General features: G+C 66.7%; 17 protein-coding genes and 1 pseudogene. 14 read left to right on the top strand and 4 right to left on the bottom strand.

The features are described 5' to 3' along the window. Positions 1 to 14 precede the first annotated feature (14 nt). Complete coding sequence (gene mptB, locus ON20_RS15505; RefSeq protein WP_498043795.1) at positions 15 to 1718, bottom strand: polyprenol phosphomannose-dependent alpha 1,6 mannosyltransferase MptB; 1704 nt, start codon at positions 1716 to 1718, stop codon at positions 15 to 17. A 294-nt stretch (positions 1719 to 2012) separates the two neighbouring features. On the opposite strand from mptB, the gene ON20_RS15500 reads away from it, so the two are divergent. From ON20_RS15500 to ON20_RS15435, 14 genes are all read left to right on the top strand, one after another. Further along, positions 2013 to 2891 (top strand): helix-turn-helix transcriptional regulator, encoded by an 879-nt coding sequence (locus ON20_RS15500; protein WP_438803416.1) that lies wholly within the window; start codon positions 2013 to 2015, stop codon positions 2889 to 2891. Then, the gene (gene sufB / locus ON20_RS15495) at positions 2888 to 4348 is read left to right on the top strand and encodes a Fe-S cluster assembly protein SufB (RefSeq protein WP_040836304.1); all 1461 of its coding nucleotides are present in this window, start codon (positions 2888 to 2890) and stop codon (positions 4346 to 4348) included. Before ON20_RS15500 ends, sufB begins: the two co-directional genes overlap by 4 nt. Continuing rightward, the gene (gene sufD / locus ON20_RS15490) at positions 4348 to 5526 is read left to right on the top strand and encodes a Fe-S cluster assembly protein SufD (RefSeq protein ID WP_040836303.1); all 1179 of its coding nucleotides are present in this window, start codon (positions 4348 to 4350) and stop codon (positions 5524 to 5526) included. The genes sufB and sufD overlap by 1 nt, the downstream gene beginning before the upstream one ends. 37 nt (positions 5527 to 5563) lie before the next feature. Further along, positions 5564 to 6334 (top strand): Fe-S cluster assembly ATPase SufC, encoded by a 771-nt coding sequence (sufC, locus tag ON20_RS15485; RefSeq protein WP_040836302.1) that lies wholly within the window; start codon positions 5564 to 5566, stop codon positions 6332 to 6334. Position 6335: 1 nt separating this feature from the next. Then, positions 6336 to 7589 carry a cysteine desulfurase gene (locus tag ON20_RS15480; protein ID WP_040836301.1) on the top strand — a complete coding sequence of 418 codons (1254 nt, stop codon included), beginning with the start codon at positions 6336 to 6338 and terminating at the stop codon, positions 7587 to 7589. A 3-nt stretch (positions 7590 to 7592) separates the two neighbouring features. Next, entirely contained in the window at positions 7593 to 8078 is a 486-nt protein-coding gene (gene sufU, locus ON20_RS15475; RefSeq protein WP_040836300.1) for a Fe-S cluster assembly sulfur transfer protein SufU, read from the top strand. Further along, positions 8075 to 8461: a metal-sulfur cluster assembly factor gene (locus ON20_RS15470; RefSeq protein WP_040836299.1), complete on the top strand. Its 387-nt coding sequence runs from the start codon at positions 8075 to 8077 to the stop codon at positions 8459 to 8461. The genes sufU and ON20_RS15470 overlap by 4 nt, the downstream gene beginning before the upstream one ends. Before the next feature lie 1027 nt (positions 8462 to 9488). Further along, on the top strand, positions 9489 to 11066 hold the full coding sequence (locus ON20_RS15465; RefSeq protein WP_040836298.1) for an ATP-binding protein: 1578 nt from the start codon (positions 9489 to 9491) through the stop codon (positions 11064 to 11066). Next, positions 11066 to 11497, top strand: a complete 432-nt coding sequence (locus tag ON20_RS15460; RefSeq protein ID WP_051162555.1) for a roadblock/LC7 domain-containing protein — start codon at positions 11066 to 11068, stop codon at positions 11495 to 11497. Before ON20_RS15465 ends, ON20_RS15460 begins: the two co-directional genes overlap by 1 nt. Further along, on the top strand, positions 11494 to 11841 hold the full coding sequence (locus ON20_RS15455) for a DUF742 domain-containing protein (RefSeq protein ID WP_040836296.1): 348 nt from the start codon (positions 11494 to 11496) through the stop codon (positions 11839 to 11841). Before ON20_RS15460 ends, ON20_RS15455 begins: the two co-directional genes overlap by 4 nt. After that, complete coding sequence (locus tag ON20_RS15450) at positions 11816 to 12436, top strand: GTP-binding protein (RefSeq protein WP_040836295.1); 621 nt, start codon at positions 11816 to 11818, stop codon at positions 12434 to 12436. Before ON20_RS15455 ends, ON20_RS15450 begins: the two co-directional genes overlap by 26 nt. A 146-nt stretch (positions 12437 to 12582) precedes the next feature. After that, on the top strand, positions 12583 to 13704 hold the full coding sequence (locus ON20_RS15445; RefSeq protein ID WP_438803414.1) for a cytochrome P450: 1122 nt from the start codon (positions 12583 to 12585) through the stop codon (positions 13702 to 13704). A gap of 11 nt (positions 13705 to 13715) precedes the next feature. Further along, the gene (locus ON20_RS15440; protein ID WP_040836294.1) at positions 13716 to 14942 is read left to right on the top strand and encodes a cytochrome P450 family protein; all 1227 of its coding nucleotides are present in this window, start codon (positions 13716 to 13718) and stop codon (positions 14940 to 14942) included. A 305-nt stretch (positions 14943 to 15247) separates the two neighbouring features. Beyond that, a complete protein-coding gene (locus ON20_RS15435; RefSeq protein WP_245547253.1) occupies positions 15248 to 16513 on the top strand; it encodes a cytochrome P450 in 1266 nt (421 codons plus the stop codon). Positions 16514 to 16520: 7 nt separating this feature from the next. On the opposite strand, the gene ON20_RS15430 is transcribed toward ON20_RS15435, so the two are convergent. The 3 genes and pseudogenes from ON20_RS15430 to ON20_RS15420 form a co-directional block, all read right to left on the bottom strand. Beyond that, on the bottom strand, positions 16521 to 17015 hold the full coding sequence (locus ON20_RS15430) for a hypothetical protein (protein WP_040836293.1): 495 nt from the start codon (positions 17013 to 17015) through the stop codon (positions 16521 to 16523). A gap of 137 nt (positions 17016 to 17152) precedes the next feature. Beyond that, positions 17153 to 17805, bottom strand: a pseudogene (locus tag ON20_RS15425) (ATP-binding cassette domain-containing protein); the annotation flags it as partial. Between the two features lie 53 nt (positions 17806 to 17858). Next, on the bottom strand, positions 17859 to 18725 hold the full coding sequence (locus tag ON20_RS15420) for a universal stress protein (protein ID WP_040836292.1): 867 nt from the start codon (positions 18723 to 18725) through the stop codon (positions 17859 to 17861). Positions 18726 to 18801 lie beyond the last annotated feature (76 nt).

Genomic DNA, 18801 nt, shown 5'->3' with positions numbered 1-18801 from the left:
TTCGCGGGTTGCGCTCACGATGTGACACGGTATGCCGTGGTCGACTGTGAGGAAGCCGACACCCCCTGCTGCTCCCGCCACGGCAGGGAGTTCCGGGTGACCACCAGGAACAGCACCGCGACGACAACCGTGGCGATGGCCGCCCCGACGATCTGGAACACCTCGAGGTCGGCGCCGCGCGGCATCAGGATCACGCTCACCACCGCGGAGAACGCGACCGCGGGAACCCGGAACGCCGGTCGGGTGGCCCAGGCCGCCAGCGGCACGATCGCCCACAGCAGATACCACGGCTGTACCACCGGGAACAGCAGCACGATGGCGCCCAGCGAGACCCCGAGCGCCCCCACCGGATGCAGTCGCCCGGTCCAGGTGGCGACCAGCATCCGCGCCGTGATGACCGCGGCCACCGCCGCGGCGATCGGCCGGGTGATGCTCAGCAGCGCCGTGGTGTGGTCGCCGAGCCCGAGCAGTACGCCACCGAAGCCGGTGATGATGCCGAGCGCGGTCGGCAGCGACATCCAGCTGCGTACCGCGTTCGCGGTGCCGAGGGTGTGCACCCAGCCGAAACCGAGCCCGCTCGCCATGCTGACCAGCAGTGTCGTCAGGGCCGCGATGCCACCCAGCAGCGCCGCCGACAGGCACAGCGCGCGCAGACCGTTGCCCCAGCGTTTGGCCAGCGCCATTCCGACGAATCCCAGGGCGATAATCGAGGTGATCTTGATCGACGACGACAGGCTGATGGTGATGGCCCCGGCGATCAGCATCAGGTAGCCGTGGGCGTCCAGGGGCGGTGGTGCGACAGCGTCGGCGGCGCCGTGCACGGCGCGCAGCGCGAACTCCAGACCGGCCAGCATCAGTCCGAGCATCAGGGCGTCGTTGTGCACCCCGCCGACGAGATGGAACAGCACCAGCGGATTGGCCGCGCCCAGCCACAGCGCGCTCACCGGCGCCACCCCGCAGCGCACCGACAGCCTGGGCAGGGCCCAGACGATCAGCGCCACCCCGGCCAGCGCCAGCAGTCGGTGTACCCAGACCCCGGCCACGATGTTCTCGCCGGTGAGATGGGCGATGCCGCGCCCCATCCACAGGAACAGCGGCCCGTACGGGGCCGGCGTGTCGCGCCAGATGGTGGGAACGTTGTTGGTGAGCACGTTATCGATGCCCAGTCCCGCCACGGGACCTTCCTTGTACGGGTCGATACCGCGCGCGGCGATCTCGCTCTGCGCCAGATACGAGTAGACGTCATTGCTGAACATGGGTGGTGCGACGCTGAGCGGGATGATCCAGAGCAGCAGGGTGCGGTCCAACTGGACACGGGACAGTCGGTGCACCGGAACCCCGCCGATCCCGCCGACCGCGAACCGGCCGAGCAGCAGCCAGGCCAGCACCACGGTCACCGTGCCGACCATGCACATGGCCAGCGACCCGGTGTGCGCGCGGGCGAAGATCCCCAGCACCCGCATCCCGGAGGTGGGGTTCTGGTGGACCGGCTGGGCGCCGATCCCGAGCGCGCTGATGGCCATGAGGACGGTGCCGGTGGCGCCCATCAGCCGGATCCGGTCGAGCTGGGTCAGCTCCCTGCTGTCCAGGCCGGGCACCTCGGACTCGTCGCGATGCAGGACCGCGACCGTGTGCTCGGTGGCCGGCACGTCCAACCCGAGGACGCGCCGGCCCAGCGTCTGCGCCCGTCGCCCCAGCCGCACCACGGTGCGGCGCACCGCCGCCGGCCTTGTTCGCCGCGCGCCTTCCCCTATTGCCACGGTCAGGCAGCCTAGTAGGCATGGCCGGACATGCGGCGGTCTCGGACCGGTAGAGGGTGGGGCGGCCGTGAGTGATCCATTTCACTCCGCACCGCCCACGGCTCGGCCTTACCTGCGGGTTTCGCTGAAAACAGTGGTAGAGGCGGTGTGGTCCACCCGTACGCCGGATGGCGCCGGGCAAGGGTGTCGCAGGTCAGGGCAGCCTTATTAGATTTCGGGAAGTAATTCCGCCACACTGATGTTGTGAAAACCGTGGGTTTGCCGAACGTAGACGAAAGGGCCGGCCGTCGGGCCGGCACCGCGTCCGCTGCCGTGCCCGCGGCCGGTGGTGAGGGACGCACCCGGGCCGAGATCGTCCGGCTGCTGCTCGAGCAGGGTCCGATCACCGCGACCGCCATCGGCGCCGCCCTGGGCCTGGCGCCGGCCGGGGTGCGCAGGCATCTGGACGCGCTCATCGAATCCGGCCAGGCACGGGCAAGCCGTTCTGCGCCATGGCAGCAGAAGGGGCGTGGCCGACCCGCCAAGCAGTACCGGCTCACCGCTGCGGGACGGAGCATGCTCGGCCACGCCTACGACGATCTCGCCGGGGCGGCGATCCGCCAACTGCGCGAAATCGGCGGTGAACAGGCGGTCACCGAGTTCGCCCGCAAACGCGCGCGGACGGTCGTGGCCGGGATCGAACCGCTTCCGGCGCACCGCCCGCAGGGTGCGGACGCGCATCGGCCCCGAAGCGCGGACACCGCCGCGGTGACCTCCGACCAGACGGTGGCCAAGGCCCAGGAGATCGCCACTGCGCTGTCCGGCGCGGGCTTCGCGGCGAGTACCCGGCCGGTGGGTGCGGGCGTACAGATCTGCCAGCACCACTGCCCGGTCGCCCATGTCGCCGAGGAATTCCCGCAACTGTGCGAGGCGGAGCTCGAGGCCTTCCGCGAGCTGCTCGGCACCCATGTGCAGCGTCTGGCCACGATCGCCAACGGCGACTGTGCCTGTACAACCCATGTACCGCTGGCGGTGCTGCCGATCGAGGCATCGTCCGCCGGGACCGTGACCCAACCGAATACAGCCTCCCCATCAGCCGTTGCACAGCCCGCAATGGAAATAACGAACGACTCCGGAAGGAGTGCCGAATGACGACGACCGCCGCGGACGCCCGCGAATCCGCCACCACCAGGCCGACGCCGTTGACCCAGGAAGAGACGATTGCCGCCCTGGGCAGCTACGGCTACGGCTGGGCAGACTCGGACGAGGCCGGTGCCGCCGCGCAGCGTGGCCTGTCGGAGGAGGTCGTCCGCGATATCTCGGCGAAGAAGAACGAGCCGGAGTGGATGCTCGAGGCCCGCCTCAAGGCCCTGCGGATCTTCGAGCGCAAGCCGATACCGGCCTGGGGTTCCAACCTCGAAGACATCGACTTCGACAACATCAAGTACTTCGTGCGTTCCACCGAGAAGCAGGCCGCCAGCTGGGAGGACCTGCCCGAGGACATCCGCAACACCTACGACAGGCTGGGTATCCCGGAGGCGGAGAAGCAGCGGCTGGTGGCCGGTGTCGCCGCCCAGTACGAGTCCGAGGTGGTGTACCACCAGATCCGCGAGGATCTGGAGGCCCAGGGCGTGATCTTCCTCGACACCGACACCGGTCTGCGCGAGCACCCGGAGATCTTCCGGCAGTACTTCGGCAGCGTGATCCCGGCCGGTGACAACAAGTTCTCCGCGCTGAACACCGCCGTGTGGTCGGGAGGTTCGTTCATCTACGTGCCGCCGGGGGTGTACGTCGATATCCCGCTGCAGGCCTACTTCCGGATCAACACCGAGAACATGGGCCAGTTCGAGCGCACCCTGATCATCGTCGACGAGGACGCCTACGTGCACTACGTCGAGGGCTGCACCGCGCCGATCTACAAGTCGGATTCGCTGCATTCCGCGGTGGTGGAGATCATCGTGAAGAAGGGCGGCCGCTGCCGCTACACCACCATCCAGAACTGGTCGAACAACGTCTACAACCTGGTCACCAAGCGGGCCAAGGCCGGAGAGGGCGCGACCATGGAGTGGATCGACGGCAATATCGGCTCCAAGGTCACCATGAAGTATCCGGCCGTGTGGATGACCGGTGAGCACGCCCGCGGCGAGGTGCTGTCGGTGGCGTTCGCCGGCGCCGGCCAGCACCAGGACACCGGCGCGAAGATGCTGCACCTGGCACCGCACACCTCCTCGACCATCGTGTCGAAGTCGGTGGCGCGCGGGGGCGGCCGGGCCTCCTACCGCGGCCTGGTGCAGGTGAACAAGGGTGCGCACGGGTCGAAGTCGACCGTGAAATGCGATGCGCTGCTGGTGGACACCGTCAGCCGCTCCGATACCTACCCCTACGTCGACATCCGCGAGGACGACGTCACCATGGGGCATGAGGCCACCGTCTCCAAGGTCTCCGAGGACCAACTGTTCTACCTGATGAGCCGTGGGCTCACCGAGGACGAGGCCATGGCCATGGTGGTCCGCGGCTTCGTCGAGCCCATCGCCAAGGAACTGCCGATGGAGTACGCGCTCGAACTCAACCGCCTGATCGAACTGCAGATGGAAGGAGCCGTCGGCTGATGGCCGTCGAGAACGTTGCCGAAGCCGCTGAGGCTCGTACCCCGGCGATCAACAAGGGCGAGGTCTTCACCTCGTTCGATGTGCACGCCTTCGAGGTACCCACGGCCAAGGACGAGGCGTGGCGGTTCACCCCGCTGCGCCGGTTGCGCGGCCTGCACAACGGCACCGCCGTCGCCGACGGTTTCATCACCGTCGAGACCACGCCGGTCGAGGGCGTGACCGTGGAGACCGTGGACCGCACCGATCCCCGCCTCGGCACCGGCGGTGTCCCGGCGGACCGGGTCGCGGCCCAGGCGTATTCGGGCTTCGAACGGGCCACGGTGGTGTCGGTCGGCAAGGAGATCGAGGTCGCCGAGCCGTTCACCGTCACCGTCACCGGTCCCGGCGAGGGGAAGACGGCCTTCGGCCACCTGCAGATCCGGCTGGACGCATTCGCGAACGCGACTGTCGTCATCGACCAGAAGGGCAGTGGAACCTACGCCGAGAACGTGGAATTCGTGCTCGGCGACAGTGCCCGGCTGACCGTCGTCGCCATCCAGGACTGGGCCGACGATGCCGTCCACGCCGCCGCGCACCACGCCACGCTGGGCCGCGACGCCGTTCTGCGGCATACCGCCGTCACCCTCGGCGGCGATCTGGTGCGGCTCACCGGCACCGTCCGCTACGCCGGTCCCGGCGGTGACGCCGAACTGCTCGGCCTCTACTTCGCCGACGCGGGTCAGCATTTCGAACAGCGGCTGCTGGTCGACCATGCGGTGGCGCACTGCAAGTCCACGGTGCTGTACAAGGGCGCACTGCAGGGTGATCCCGCCTCGTCCAAGGGTGATGCCCGCACGGTGTGGGTCGGCGATGTGCTGATCCGCGCGGAAGCCGAGGGCACCGACACCTTCGAGACCAACCGCAATCTGGTACTCACCGATGGCGCCCGTGCCGATTCGGTGCCCAACCTGGAGATCGAGACCGGCGAGATCGTCGGCGCCGGCCATGCCTCGGCCACCGGCCGTTTCGACGACGAGCAGCTGTTCTACCTGCGCGCCCGCGGTATCCCGGAGGATATCGCCCGCCGTCTGGTGGTTCGCGGCTTCTTCGGCGAGATCATTCAGAAGATCGCTGTCCCGCAGGTCCGACAGCGGCTGGAGGCGGCCATCGAGGCCGAACTCGCCGCCATCGGCGCCTGACCCCGAACTCCCAGCCCACAAAGGAATCCCGACACCTATGACCACTCTGGAAATCAAGGACCTGCACGCCGAGGTCGCCACCCCGGACGGGGAGACCGTCAAGATCCTCAAGGGCGTGGACCTCACCGTGAAGTCCGGTGAGACGCACGCCATCATGGGTCCCAACGGCTCCGGCAAGTCCACCCTGTCCTACGCCATCGCCGGACATCCCAAATACACCGTCACCTCCGGGTCCATCACCCTCGACGGCGAGGACGTGCTGGAGATGTCCGTCGACGAACGCGCCCGGGCGGGGCTGTTCCTGGCCATGCAGTACCCGGTCGAGGTGCCGGGTGTGTCGATGTCGAACTTCCTGCGCACCGCCGCCACCGCTGTACGCGGTGAGGCCCCCAAGCTGCGGCACTGGGTGAAGGAGGTGAAGGAGTCGATGGACGACCTCGATATCGACTCCGCCTTCGCCGAGCGCAGCGTGAACGAGGGCTTCTCCGGCGGTGAGAAGAAGCGCCACGAGATCCTGCAGCTGGGTCTGCTGAAGCCGAAGATCGCCATCCTGGACGAAACCGACTCCGGTCTGGACGTGGACGCCCTGCGTATCGTGTCCGAGGGCGTGAACCGCTACAAGGAGCGGGAAAACGGCGGCATTCTGCTGATCACCCACTACACCCGCATTCTGCGCTATATCCAGCCGCAGTTCGTGCACGTGTTCGTCGGCGGCCGGGTCGTCGCCGAGGGCGGCTCGGAACTGGCCGAGGAACTCGACGCAGGCGGCTACGTTCGTTTTACCCAGTCCGCGATCGCCGGAGCGTGATATGACCGCAACCGTCCGCACCCTCGATATCGGCCGGATCCGGGCCGATTTCCCCATCCTGAGCCGCACGGTCCGGGATGGGAAGCCGTTGGTGTATCTGGATTCCGGAGCGACCGCGCAGCGGCCGGTGGCGGTGCTGGACGCCGAACGCGACTTCCTGCTCAACCGCAACTCGGCCGTCCACCGCGGCGCGCACCAGTTGGCCGAGGAGGCCACCGACGCCTATGAGGGTGCGCGCGCCGATATCGCGCGGTTCGTCGGGGTCGACGCCGACGAGATCGTGTTCACCAAGAACGCGACCGAATCGCTGAACCTGGTGACCTATTCGTTCGCCGACGACCGGTTCCCCTACCGGGTGGGGCCGGGCGACGAGATCGTCATCACCGAACTGGAACACCACGCGAATCTGGTGCCGTGGCAGGAACTGGCCCGGCGCACGGGGGCGACCCTGCGCTGGTACGGCGTCACCGACGACGGTCGGATCGATCTCGATTCGCATGAGCTCTCACCGAAGACGAAGGTGCTCGCCTTCACCCACCAGTCCAATGTCACCGGTGCGATCGCCCCGGTGGCGGAACTGGTGCGCCGCGCCCGCCAGGTCGGCGCCGTGGTGGTGTTGGACGCCTGTCAGTCGGTTCCGCACATGTCGGTGGACTTCCGGGCCCTGGACATCGATTTCGCGGCCTTCTCCGGGCACAAGATGCTCGGCCCGTCCGGGGTCGGCGTACTGTACGGGCGGCGATCGCTGCTCGCGGACACCCCGCCGTTCATCACCGGCGGTTCCATGATCGAGATGGTCACCATGGAGGGCAGCACCTACGCCCCGCCGCCGCAGCGGTTCGAGGCCGGTGTGCCGATGACCTCGCAGGTGGTCGGACTCGGCGCCGCCGTGGGGTATCTCGGCGAGCTCGGCATGGATGTCATCGCCGCACACGAGCACACCCTGATCGACGCCGCCCTGGAAGGGCTCGGCGCGCTCGACGGCGTGCGGATCGTCGGTCCGACCGAGAACATCGATCGCGGCGGTGCCGTGGCGTTCGTCGTGGACGGGATCCACGCGCACGATGTGGGCCAGATCCTCGACGACGAGGGCGTGGCGATCCGGGTCGGGCACCACTGTGCCTGGCCGCTGCACCGGCGGTTCGGGATCGCCGCGACCGCCCGCGCGTCCTTCGCGGTCTACAACACCCTCGACGAAGTGGACAAGTTGGTCGCCGCGGTGCGGAAGGCCCAGAGCTTCTTCGGGGTTGTATAGACCATGCGCATGGAGCAGATGTACCAGGAAGTCATCCTGGACCACTACAAGCATCCGCACCACCGCGGACTGCGGGAGCCGTTCGGTGCCGAAGTGCACCATGTGAACCCCACCTGCGGTGACGAGGTGACCTTGCGTGTTCATATCGGCGAAGGCGGCGAGGTCGCCGACGTCTCTTACGACGGGCAGGGCTGTTCGATCAGCCAGGCCTCCACCTCGGTGCTCGCCGACCAGGTGATCGGGTTGCCGCTGCCGGAGGCGCTGAAGGTGGTCGACGCGTTCAACGAGATGGTCGCCGGCCGGGGTACCGTCGAAGGCGATGAGGACGTCATCGGCGACGGGATAGCCTTCGCAGGCGTTGCCAAGTATCCGGCGCGGGTGAAATGCGCGCTGCTGGGCTGGATGGCGTTCAAGGATGCCGTGGTCCGGATCGACGGCGCCACCGGCCATACGATCGGCCGTACGGCAGGAAACGGGGAAACAGCATGACCGATACACCGTCCACCGAGATCACGGACCAGGCAGCCGAGCCCACACCGGCCGAGCTGTCGGCGGAGGAACTGAGGCAGCTCGAGGACATCGAAGAGGCCATGCGCGACGTGGTCGACCCCGAGCTGGGGATCAACGTCGTCGATCTGGGGCTGGTGTACGGCTTGAAGCTCGAGGATCGGACCGCCGTTCTCGATATGACCCTGACCTCGGCCGCCTGCCCGCTCACCGATGTGATCGAGGACCAGTCCCGCAACGCGTTGGTGCGCAGTGGCCTGGTCGATGATCTGAAGATCAACTGGGTGTGGATGCCGCCGTGGGGACCGGACAAGATCACCGAAGACGGTCGAGAACAGTTGCGCGCCCTCGGTTTCACGGTCTAGGACGCGTTCCGCGATACGTCGACGGTGCCCCGGGGCAGATGTCCCGGGGCACCGTCATATTCAGGAATCATACCTGTACGCTATCGACCGTGAAGGGGTGGGCGGCTCCCGTCGGGGTGGTGAAGCCCCCGTGACAGCGGTCCCATGATGGCGGTCGCGTATCGTGTGCCGGTGATAACGGATGCCATTGTCCGTGTGGTGCATTGATGTTTCGGAATGTGATGGCGCCCTGCCGGCGGGTCGGGAAAGCTTGACTCGAACGCTTTCCGCCACCGCCGTGTTGATTGGTCTGTAATAGTGGCGTTATACGCCGTTACAGACCCCTTTCCGGTCTTTCGGGGCTTTGCCGAAGATCATTCGCCCTCCGGGGTCGTCTTTCCGGGTCGGGTCCGGACATGATTGCCCTACCGCTCTCGAAGAACGGTACGGCCCTTGCGGTTTCGTGTGACGGCACGGTCGCTCTTATAGCACTTGTCGGTCCGGCGAAGCAATTTGGGGATGTCCCGGCGCCCGCTCCGTGGTCGCACTGACCAGGTGGGGACTACTCGGTTCGTTTTGCCCGCAGGGGGGTTGGCGGTGCGGTCGGGTAGGCCGGCGGTCGCCGAAATGGGCCCGCCGAGGGTACGGGCCGGACGCCGTCGGGATCCCAAGCAGCTCAATAATTCTGTGATTCACGAGGTCGACACGCTGTTGCCGGATGCGGGACAAATTAATAGTTGTCGGATATTGAACATGCGGCCGGAAATACTGCTAGTGTGGGCGAGTCGTCGGGTTCTGGGCCATGGGACGAAGGTGTTCCGATGGTTCCGTGATCGGTCGATCACCTTGTCCTCCGGCCACTTTGGAATATCGTGAGTGGACGCCGGGATGGGTGGTCGGTGATCACCGCCGGTACCCGGCGAGGACCTCATCCGGCCAGGGGCAATCATGGTCGGCGTCGCGAGGAAGGCGAGACGAGCGCTGTGGCAGAAGAATGCTGTGGCATCGCGTGGCGCACCCTCGAGCCCCGTCAACGACGAGAAAGCTGATGAACCTGAATACCGCCGTGCTGCTTCCCTGGATCCTCGCCCCCGTTCTGGTGCTCGGCGTGGCGTGGTACGCCGTTCGGACCGTAAGCGGGCTGCAGAGCCGAATAGACGTCCTGGAGCGTGATCTGGGGGTACGCGAGGACGCCCTCGAAAATCTCGCGGCCAGTACGCTACCCGCGCTATCGGACTCGCTTCGCCGCTTCGAACAACCCACCGCGGGTCCCGAAGTGCCGCCGGGTCTGGAGAACTCACGTTTCGCGCAATGCCTGCGCTGGATCGTCGAGCGATTCACCGAAGACCTGGGTGCGGTGCAGACCGAGACCCAGGACACCCTCACCCGTGAGAACGAAGAAAAACTGAGACAGGCGATCGCCGCGGCCGAAGAGGCCGTGCGCGCCGAGGAGGAGTCGTCCCGGGCGCAGGTCGAGTCGACCTCGCGCGAGGCCACCAGCGCCGCGGTGCGCTCCTTCGGCACCTCCGTGGTGAGTCTCGGCGCCGACGTCGGTCAGGTGGTCAGCGCCGCGCTGCGTGAACACCGTGACGACCGCGTCTACGAAACCCTCATCCGCATCGACCACACCGTGCAGCAGATGATCCGCCAGGCGCAGTCCTACGTGATCGTCTGTGGCGGTCTGCCCGGTCGACGGTGGCCCGCCCAGTCGCTCACCGACGTCGTGGGCGGTGCCACCGGACGTGTCCGCGACTACCTGCGGGTGCGCTCCACCCAGCTCGACCGGATCGTCATCAGCCGTGCGGTGGAGCCGCTGGTGCACACCCTGGCCTCGCTCATCGATAACGCCCTGCGGTACTCGCCGCCCACCTCGTACGTCGATGTCACCTTCCAGGAAGGTCATCACGGCGTCACCGTGATCGTCGACGACGCCGGTGTGCGGATGAACGCCGAGCAGATGGAGGAGGCCCGGCAGATCCTCGCGGGCGAGCGGCCGGTCGACATCCACCAGCTGGGCCCGTCCCCCAAGGTCGGTTTCCCCGGTATCGCCGCCCTGGCTCGCCGCTACGGCTTCACCGTCTACATCGACGGCCCCAACGCCTACGGCGGTATGCGCGCCATGGTCTACATTCCCGAGGCCCTGCTGGTCGCGCCCCGCACGGCTCAGGAGAGCGACAGCTCCGGCGGGGCGCATGCCGCGCGCGAGCTCGCGGCGGTGGGCAGCGGCAATGCCTCCGGGTCGTCCGGTGTCTCCCCCGTCGGGGCGCCCGCGGTTTCCGCGGCCCCGTCGGCGTCCGGAGCCTCCTCGTCCATCGGAACGACATCCGGCTCCTCGATGCTGACCGGCGTGACGACACCGAGTGGTATGGCGATGACGGGGGGAGACACCATGAGCGGAGTGGGTGAGCAGACCGACAACGACCAGCGGTCCACGGTCCACGACATCACCAGTGGAGGCCTGCCCAAACGGCGACGCCGTGCGGCGTCGTCCGTGCCCTCCGTCCAGACCGGGCGCATCCGGTCCGAAGCGGGACAGCCTCGTCCCGAAATCGCAGCAGCGTGGCAGAACGGCTCCAAGAGTGGTCGCGCTGCCGCTTCCGAACACACCGAAGGGATGACATCCTGATGGGCTCACCGAGAACTGTGGTCACCGACAACAGCAACAAGCTGGGCTGGTTACTGAACGATCTCGAGGTTCCCGGCGTCCGATTCGCGGTCCTGCTGTCGGAGGACGGTCTGCGTATCGCCCATTCGACAGGTATCAGCCGGGATCAGGCCGAACGCTTCTCCGCCGCGGCCTCGGGCCTCCGGTCGCTCGGTAAGGCGCTCGGTGAGTTCTGCGGGGGCTCCGGAAACGATGTCCGGCAGAACATGACCGAATACGGCGAAGGCATGATCCTCATCACCGCTGCGGGTGAGGGTGCCCTGCTGGGGGTGTCGACCATGCCGGATATCGATGTGGGTCTCATCGCGCACCGGATGAACGAGCTCGCCGCACGTGTCGGCCACGAACTCGGCTCCGAACCGCGCAGACGACCCGGCGGCGATCTGCGGTGAGTGGATCACGGCGTGATCCGGACCTGGTCCGCGCCTATGTGCGGACCGGCGGACGCTCGCGTCCGACCCGTGAACTGGACCTGGTCACACTGGTCATCGCCGCCAAGGACCCGGCGCCCGGGGCAGCCCCCGACGTGCGCCGGGTGGTCGACGTCTGTAGTCACGGTGCCCTGTCGATCGCCGAGGTCGCTGCTTATCTCGACCTGCCCCCGTCCGTGGTGACGATCATTGTTTCCGACCTGCTGGACAGCGGACATCTGAACATCCCGATCCCGGCTGAGAAACTGCCGGAGATAGCCCTGCTCGAGGAGGTACTCAATGGGCTCCGTGCTCTCCCGGCCTGACCGGCCCGCGGAACGCCGCGCCGTCGATTATGTGCCGGAGACCGTGACCCGCTCGGTGAAACTGCTGGTGGCCGGTAATTTCGGCGTCGGCAAGACCACCTTCGTCAGCAGTGTGTCGGAGATCAAGCCACTGCGTACCGAGGAGACCATTACCGAGGCCAGTATCGGCGTCGACGATCTGGCGGGGCTGGGTTCGAAAACGCAGACCACGGTCGCCATGGACTTCGGTCGTATAACCCTGAACCCCGAACTGGCGCTGTACCTTTTCGGTACTCCGGGACAACAGCGGTTCGTTCCGCTCTGGGAGGAACTGGCCAGGGGTGCGCTCGGCGCCCTCGTTCTGGTCGATACCCGGCGGATCGAGAAGTCCGATGAGGTGCTGGCGGTACTCGAGGAACGTGGCGTCCCGTATGCGGTGGGCGTCAACGAGTTCGAGGGCGCGAACCGGTTTCCGCTTTCGGAGATCCGGGACGCGCTCGACCTGACCGAGGACACTCCGCTGACGGCTCTCGACGCCCGCGATCGGCGTACCTGTCTGCAGTCGCTCATCACGCTGGTCGAATACCTGTTCCACCGTTTGGAGTCTCGTCTTTGAGCACGCAGTACCACCTGGTTTCGCAACAACAACCTCCATTTGCCGGGCGTCCGGTCGCCCAGGGAGACCCCAATGGAGGAACCGGCCCGCGTTTCTCGCTGTATTCGGAGGAATTCGCTGCCGACCCGCACGGTACCTACCGTGAGATGCGAAACCGCCATGGCTCGCTCGTTCCGGTCGATCTGGCTCCCGATGTTCCGGCGACGCTGGTGATCGGATACGAGGCGGCCGTCCGAATTCTCAACGATCCGGAGCGTTTCCCGGCCGATCCGCGTGTCTGGCAGACCAGTATTCCGCCCGACTCACCGGTCAGGCCGATGATGGAATGGTACCCGAACGCCCTGCGCAACAGCGGGGAGCTGCACCAGCGTTACCGCCATGCCTATGTGGCCGCCATCGACGGTATCGATCTGCACGAACTCCACCAGGCGGTGGGGCAGATCGCGATCCCGCTGATCAACTCGTTCTGCGAGGCCGGTTCGGCGGATCTGGTCACCCAGTACGCGTTTCCCCTGGTATTCGAGGTGCTCAACCGGATGGTCGGCTGCACCCCCGAACTGGGGGAGCGGGTCGCCAAGGGGATGGCCGCCCTATTCGACACGGTCAATGCCGAATGGGGGATTAACTACCTCAGCGAGGCGCTGATGGAGCTCATCACCACGAAACGGACCGAGCCCGGCGATGATGTCACCTCCCGGTTGGTGCACCATTCGTCGAAGCTGAACGACGAAGAAATGCTGTCGAATCTGATCAGCTTCTACGGTGCCGGGCTGGAACCGGAGCAGAACCTGATCATCAACACCCTGTTGCTGATGCTCACCGACGACCGGCTCGGCGGCGGTATCCTCGGCGGCAACCTGTCCACGCGCGACGCGCTGGACGAGGTGCTGTTCAACGACCCGCCGATGGCGAATTTCTGCACCACCTACCCGCGGCAGCCGATTCTCATCGGCAACACCTGGCTACCCGCGCACCAGCCGGTGGTCATCAGTATGTCCGCGTGCAACAACGATCCGGCCGTCCGTAGCGGTGACCGCCTCGGCAACCGTTCGCACCTGGCGTGGAGTATCGGGCCGCATGCGTGCCCCGCGCAGTCGCCGGCGCTCGTGATCGTTCAGGAAGCGATCGATCAGTTGCTCGACGCGCTTCCGGAGATGGAATTGGCGGTGCCCGCGGAGCAGTTGTCCTGGCGCCCCGGACCGTGGCACCGAGCGCTGGCCGCGCTGCCTGTCGTCTTCCCTCCGTCTCCGCCGTTGAACGTTGTCTAAGGAGTTTTTCGTTGGAGCGCGAAACCATCGTCCTGGATATGGCCGGCGCCGATCTCCACGGGGAGACGGCCCGCTTGCGTGGCCAGGGTCCCGCCGCTCTGGTGGAACTGCCCGGTGGTGTTCCGGCCTGGGCCGTGACCGATGCCGCCGTACTGAAGAGCCTGTTGGCCGATTCACGGGTATCCAAGGACCCCCGACAGCACTGGACGGCCTTCATCAACGGTGAGATCACCGAAGACTGGCCGCTGCTGCCGTGGATCGCGGTGGACAATATGTTCACCGCATACGGGGCCGACCACCGCCGTCTGCGCACACTGGTCTCGCCCGCGTTCACTCATCGGCGCACCCTGGCCCTGCGCCCCCGGATCGAAGCGCTCACCACCGAACTGCTCGACCGGTTGGCGACGACACCCCCGGGACAGGTGGCGGATCTGCGCGAAGGCTATGCCTACCCGGTCCCGATTCAGGTGATCACCGAGCTGCTCGGGGTACCCGACTTCCTCGCCACCGGATTGCGTGTCTGCGTCGACCGGTATTTCGACACCACCATCGGCCAGGATGAGGCGCAGGCCAACTACGTCGAAATGTACGGCCTGGTCACCGAGCTCGTCGCGTACCGGCGGGAGAACCCGGGCGAGGACATCACCAGCGTGATGATCACGACCCGAGACGAGGACGGTTCGCAGCTGACCGAGAAGGAACTCGTGGACACGTTGATGCTGGTCATCAACGCCGGACACGAGACCACGGTCAACCTGCTGGACCAGGCCATCGTCGCACTGCTCACCCATCCCGAGCAGCGGGAGGCGGCATTGGCGGGCACGGTGGGCTGGACCGACGTGGTGGAGGAGACGCTGCGGTACGAGGCGCCGGTCGCGCACCTGCCGTTGCGCTATGCCGTGGACGATATCGAGATCGATGGACTGCGTATCGCCAAGGGCGAGGCCATTCTCGCCTCGTACGCGGCGGCGAGCCGTGACCCGAAGGTGCACGGCGCGACCACCGATATCTTCGATCCCGCCCGTGCCGTCAAGGACCATATCGCGTTCGGGCACGGTGCGCACCACTGTATCGGGGCGCCGTTGGCGCGGCTGGAGGGTGAACTGGCGCTGCCCGCGTTGTTCCGGCGATTCCCGAATATGCGGTTGGCGGTGGAGCCGAGCGAACTGGTGTCGGTCGTGAGCTTTGTATCGAACGGCCATCAGCAATTGCCCGTGTACCTGGGGGATGTCCGGTAGCGCAGCGGGAGACCGCGGACACTGTGAACCTTGTCGTATCCGTGTCGGTGGGCGGAATCGTTGCTTAGGGCCGTGATAGCGGTCCAATTATTCAGGTGGTGAGTTTATTTCGGGCGGTGGATGGCTGTCCATCGTCCGATTTTCGGAGTTTGCCCCTCGGAAACTGCGGTTAGTGGTAGAAGTGAGGAGCTTCCGGTCGGCTCTGTTTCCACGGCTTCCGGTGTGGTCGCAGTCTCTGTCGAGCACACCGGGGCCGGTCGTGTGTTTCGACTGCCGAATCCTCTCATCACCTGGAGTGACATCACTTGACCACATCACCGCACAGCAATCAGCCGCTGTCTGTGCCCGCGGATTCCCCGTTCACGCACGGGTCGCCTCTCGATGCCAACGGTCCGCGTGTCGCCATATACACCGAGGAGTACGCCGCCGATCCGCATCGGGTGTATCGAGAGATGCGGAAACAGTTCGGTTCGCTGGCGCCGGTGGAGTTGGCACCGGGTGTTCCGGCCACCCTGGTGATCGGCTATCACACCGCTGTGCGGATCCTGAATGACCCGGAGCATTTTCCGGCGGATCCACGTGCCTGGGAGAAGAATATTCCCGCCGATTGCCCGGTGCGGCCGATGATGGAATGGCGGCCCAACCCGATTCGCAGCGCGGGCGCCGACCATGCCCGGTACCGGGCCGCCAACCTGTTCGCCCTGAACGGGGTCGACCTGCACGCCATGCACAGTACTGTCGAGCAGATCGCCATCCCCTTGATCAACACCTTCTGTGAGGACGGCTACGCCGATCTGGTCAGCCAGTACGCGTTCCCCTTGGCATTCGCGGTGATCAACGCCATCCTCGGTTGTCCGGCCGACCTGGGCCAGCAGGCCGCTACCGGTATGGCAGCCATTTTCGAAGGTATCAACGCGACCAAGGGCAATGCGATGCTCGCCGACGCCGCGCTCGAGCTCACCCAGCGCAAGCACGCCGACCCCGGCGACGACGTCACCTCCCGATTGCTCCGGCACCCCAACGAGCTGACCGACGAGGAGATGATCCATCAGCTGATCACGATCTACGGAGCCGGGATCGAGCCGGTGCAGAACCTGATCGTCAACGCCCTGCTGCTGATGATGACCGACGATCGGTTCGCTTCGAACATTCTCGACGGCAGCCTGGCCACCCGGGACGCACTGGAGGAGGTGCTGTTCACCGACCCGCCGATGGCGAATTACTGCATCAGTTATCCGCGCCAACCTGTTTTCATCGACGGTGTCTGGCTACCCGCCCATCAGCCGGTGGTCGTCAGCATGTCCGCGTGCAACAACGATCCGGCGATCCGAGGCGGTGACTTCACCGACAACCGTTCGCATCTGGCGTGGAGTGTGGGTCCGCATGCCTGCCCCGCCCGCCCGGTCGCGCACCTGACGGTGCAGGACGCCATCGATCAGCTGCTCGACGCGTTGCCCGAAATCGAGCTGGCCATTCCGGCGGATCAGCTGGCGTGGCGCCCCGGACCGTGGCATCGCTCGCTGGTATCCCTGCCGGTCACCTTCCCGAAAGCGCCTCCACTGAATATGTAGTCGGTAATCAGAAGAGCAGGAGCCGATCGACACCCTGCTGCCGGTTATCAGCGCCGGCCATGAGATCACGGTGAACCTGCTCGATCAGGCCACCTTCGCGCCGCCGGCCCGTCCGCGGCAGCGGGAAGATCTGGGAGAGGGCCGCATTCCCTGGTCGGACCTGGTGGAGGAAACCCTGCGGGTCGAGTCGCCGGTCCCGCATGTGCCGCTGCGCTATGCGGTGGAGGATATACTGATCGCCGAGGGCGATGCGATCCTCGCCTCGTATGCGGCGGCCAACCACGGTCCAAAACTGTACGGCGGCGCCGCCGACGAATTCGATATGACCCGCAAGGTCAAGGACCATGCGGTCTTCGGCTACGGGGCGCATCACTGCCTGGACGCACCGCCGGTCCGGTTGGAAGCGGTGGTGGCGCTGCCCGCGATCTTCCAGCGTTTCCCGGATATGCGCTTGGCCATCGCCCTCCTCGGAACTTGGCAAGGTGTCCGGCCGCGTGGCCAAGGGGCACCGACGGCTTCCGGTGTATCTGTCGGGGAAGTAGCCGGGGTCGTGCGCCCGGTACGGTCGATGCCCCGGACGCGGGCGGATCAGTTCGTTCGGAGATCCCGACGCCGGAAACCGAGGGCGCCGACAAGGGACGAGGTACGGGTGAGATGTCGTAGGTCGGTGAGGGTGCCCGATTCGACGGCCTTCCCGTGGCGGATGATGGTCACCCGATCGCACAGCGCCTCCACCTGGGCGAGGATATGGCTGGACCGTGGGACGGTGCGCTTCGCCTCCTCCACACACTCCTGGAAAACCGCCTCCATCAACGGCTCCGGGCCGGATGTGGGCTCGTCCGGCAGAGCTCGAGGCCGGCGCCGCCACGAGCGCGGCATTCTGTCGGTTTCGCTTCGAATAGGTGCGGCCCTTCTTCGTCGGATCGAGGTCGAACCATTCGACGAGTTCGGCGCGCCGTCGCTCGTCCAGGCCGCCGCGCGGCCGTGCGAGCAGATCGATCGCCTCGCCGCCCATGAGGGCCGGTCACAGGGTCACCTCCCCCGGGACATAGACCGGCCGCCGGTGGAGGTCGGCCGCCTCGTCCACGGATCCCCGTCGAGCAGCCGTACCGTTCCGCTGTCGGCGCGGAACCCCAGCAGCACGCACGGTGGTGGACTTCCCGGAGCAGTGGGGGCCGAGGGAAGCCGTGCACCTCACCGGTGGCGACGTTCAGACCGAGTCCATCGAGGGCCTGGGTACGGTCGAAGTCTTGACCCGGCCCGAAATATCGATGCCGGCAGTTACGGCTCACCGGTAGCCCTGGAAGGTCCGGTGGGCCGGGTTTTCGCAGCGGCGGCCATCGGCTCAGGTGCCTTCTCGGGCGATGATCACGGGCCGGTCGTAGGAGTGCAGGACCGCCTGGCTCACCGATCCCAGGGTCATTCCGACGAAGCCGCCGCGCCCGTGGCTGCCGACCACGATGAGCTGTGCATCGGTGTCCGCGGCTGCGTCGAGAATGGCGCGGGCGGACCGGTCTTCCCGAACGATCCGATGAACCCGCAGATCGGGGTACTGCCTGCAGTAGCCGGCCAGGTTCTCCGAGAGCAGGCTCTCCGCCTCCTGCCGCAGGTCGTCGCGTGACAGGTACCGATAGAACTCCGACCAGGTGTGCACCGCGACAAGGTCGGTACCCCGACCGGCCGCTTGTTCGAAAGCGATCTCGATGGCTCGGACGCTGCAGCCGGATCCGTCCACCCCGACGACCACCGGGCCCTCGGCGGGCGGGTCCTCCGGGACGACCGCGACGGGGCAGCGGGCGTGCCGGGCCAGGGAGGTACTGGCGGAGCCGAGCAGTCCGCGGCGCAGGGCGCCGAGGCCACGGGTGCCGACGACCAACAGTCGGGCATCGGCGGACAGGTCCCGCAGCAGCGGAATGGGGGCCTCGTCCGAGACCGAGATTTCGATCTCGATCCGCCGAATCGGCGCCGCGGCATCGACGGCGGCCGCACGGGCGTCGTCCACCGTGGACTGTGCGGCCGACCGATAGGTCTCGCCCTCGATGAGCGTGTAGTCGAGGGTCGGGCCCATGTCGATCGGTATGCCGATGGCATGGACGATATGCAGTGGGGCGCTCTGCCGGGCCGCCACCTGCGCGGCCCACCGCACGGCGTGCAGCGCGGAGTCAGAGCCGTCGGTGCCGACGAGGACGGGTGCTGTGGTTGGTGCGGACATCGCTATCGCCACCTTCCGGACAACATCGCCGCGAGTCGGTGTGGTCGGCTCGGCCGCATCCCCGGCACCGCCATTG

It is taken from the genome of Nocardia brevicatena NBRC 12119, assembly GCF_000308495.1.
In the GTDB taxonomy this organism is placed as follows: Bacteria; Actinomycetota; Actinomycetes; order Mycobacteriales; family Mycobacteriaceae; genus Nocardia; species Nocardia brevicatena.
The sequence above is the reverse complement of the archived record's forward strand: the minus strand, read 5'-3'. Positions and strand labels throughout refer to the sequence as shown.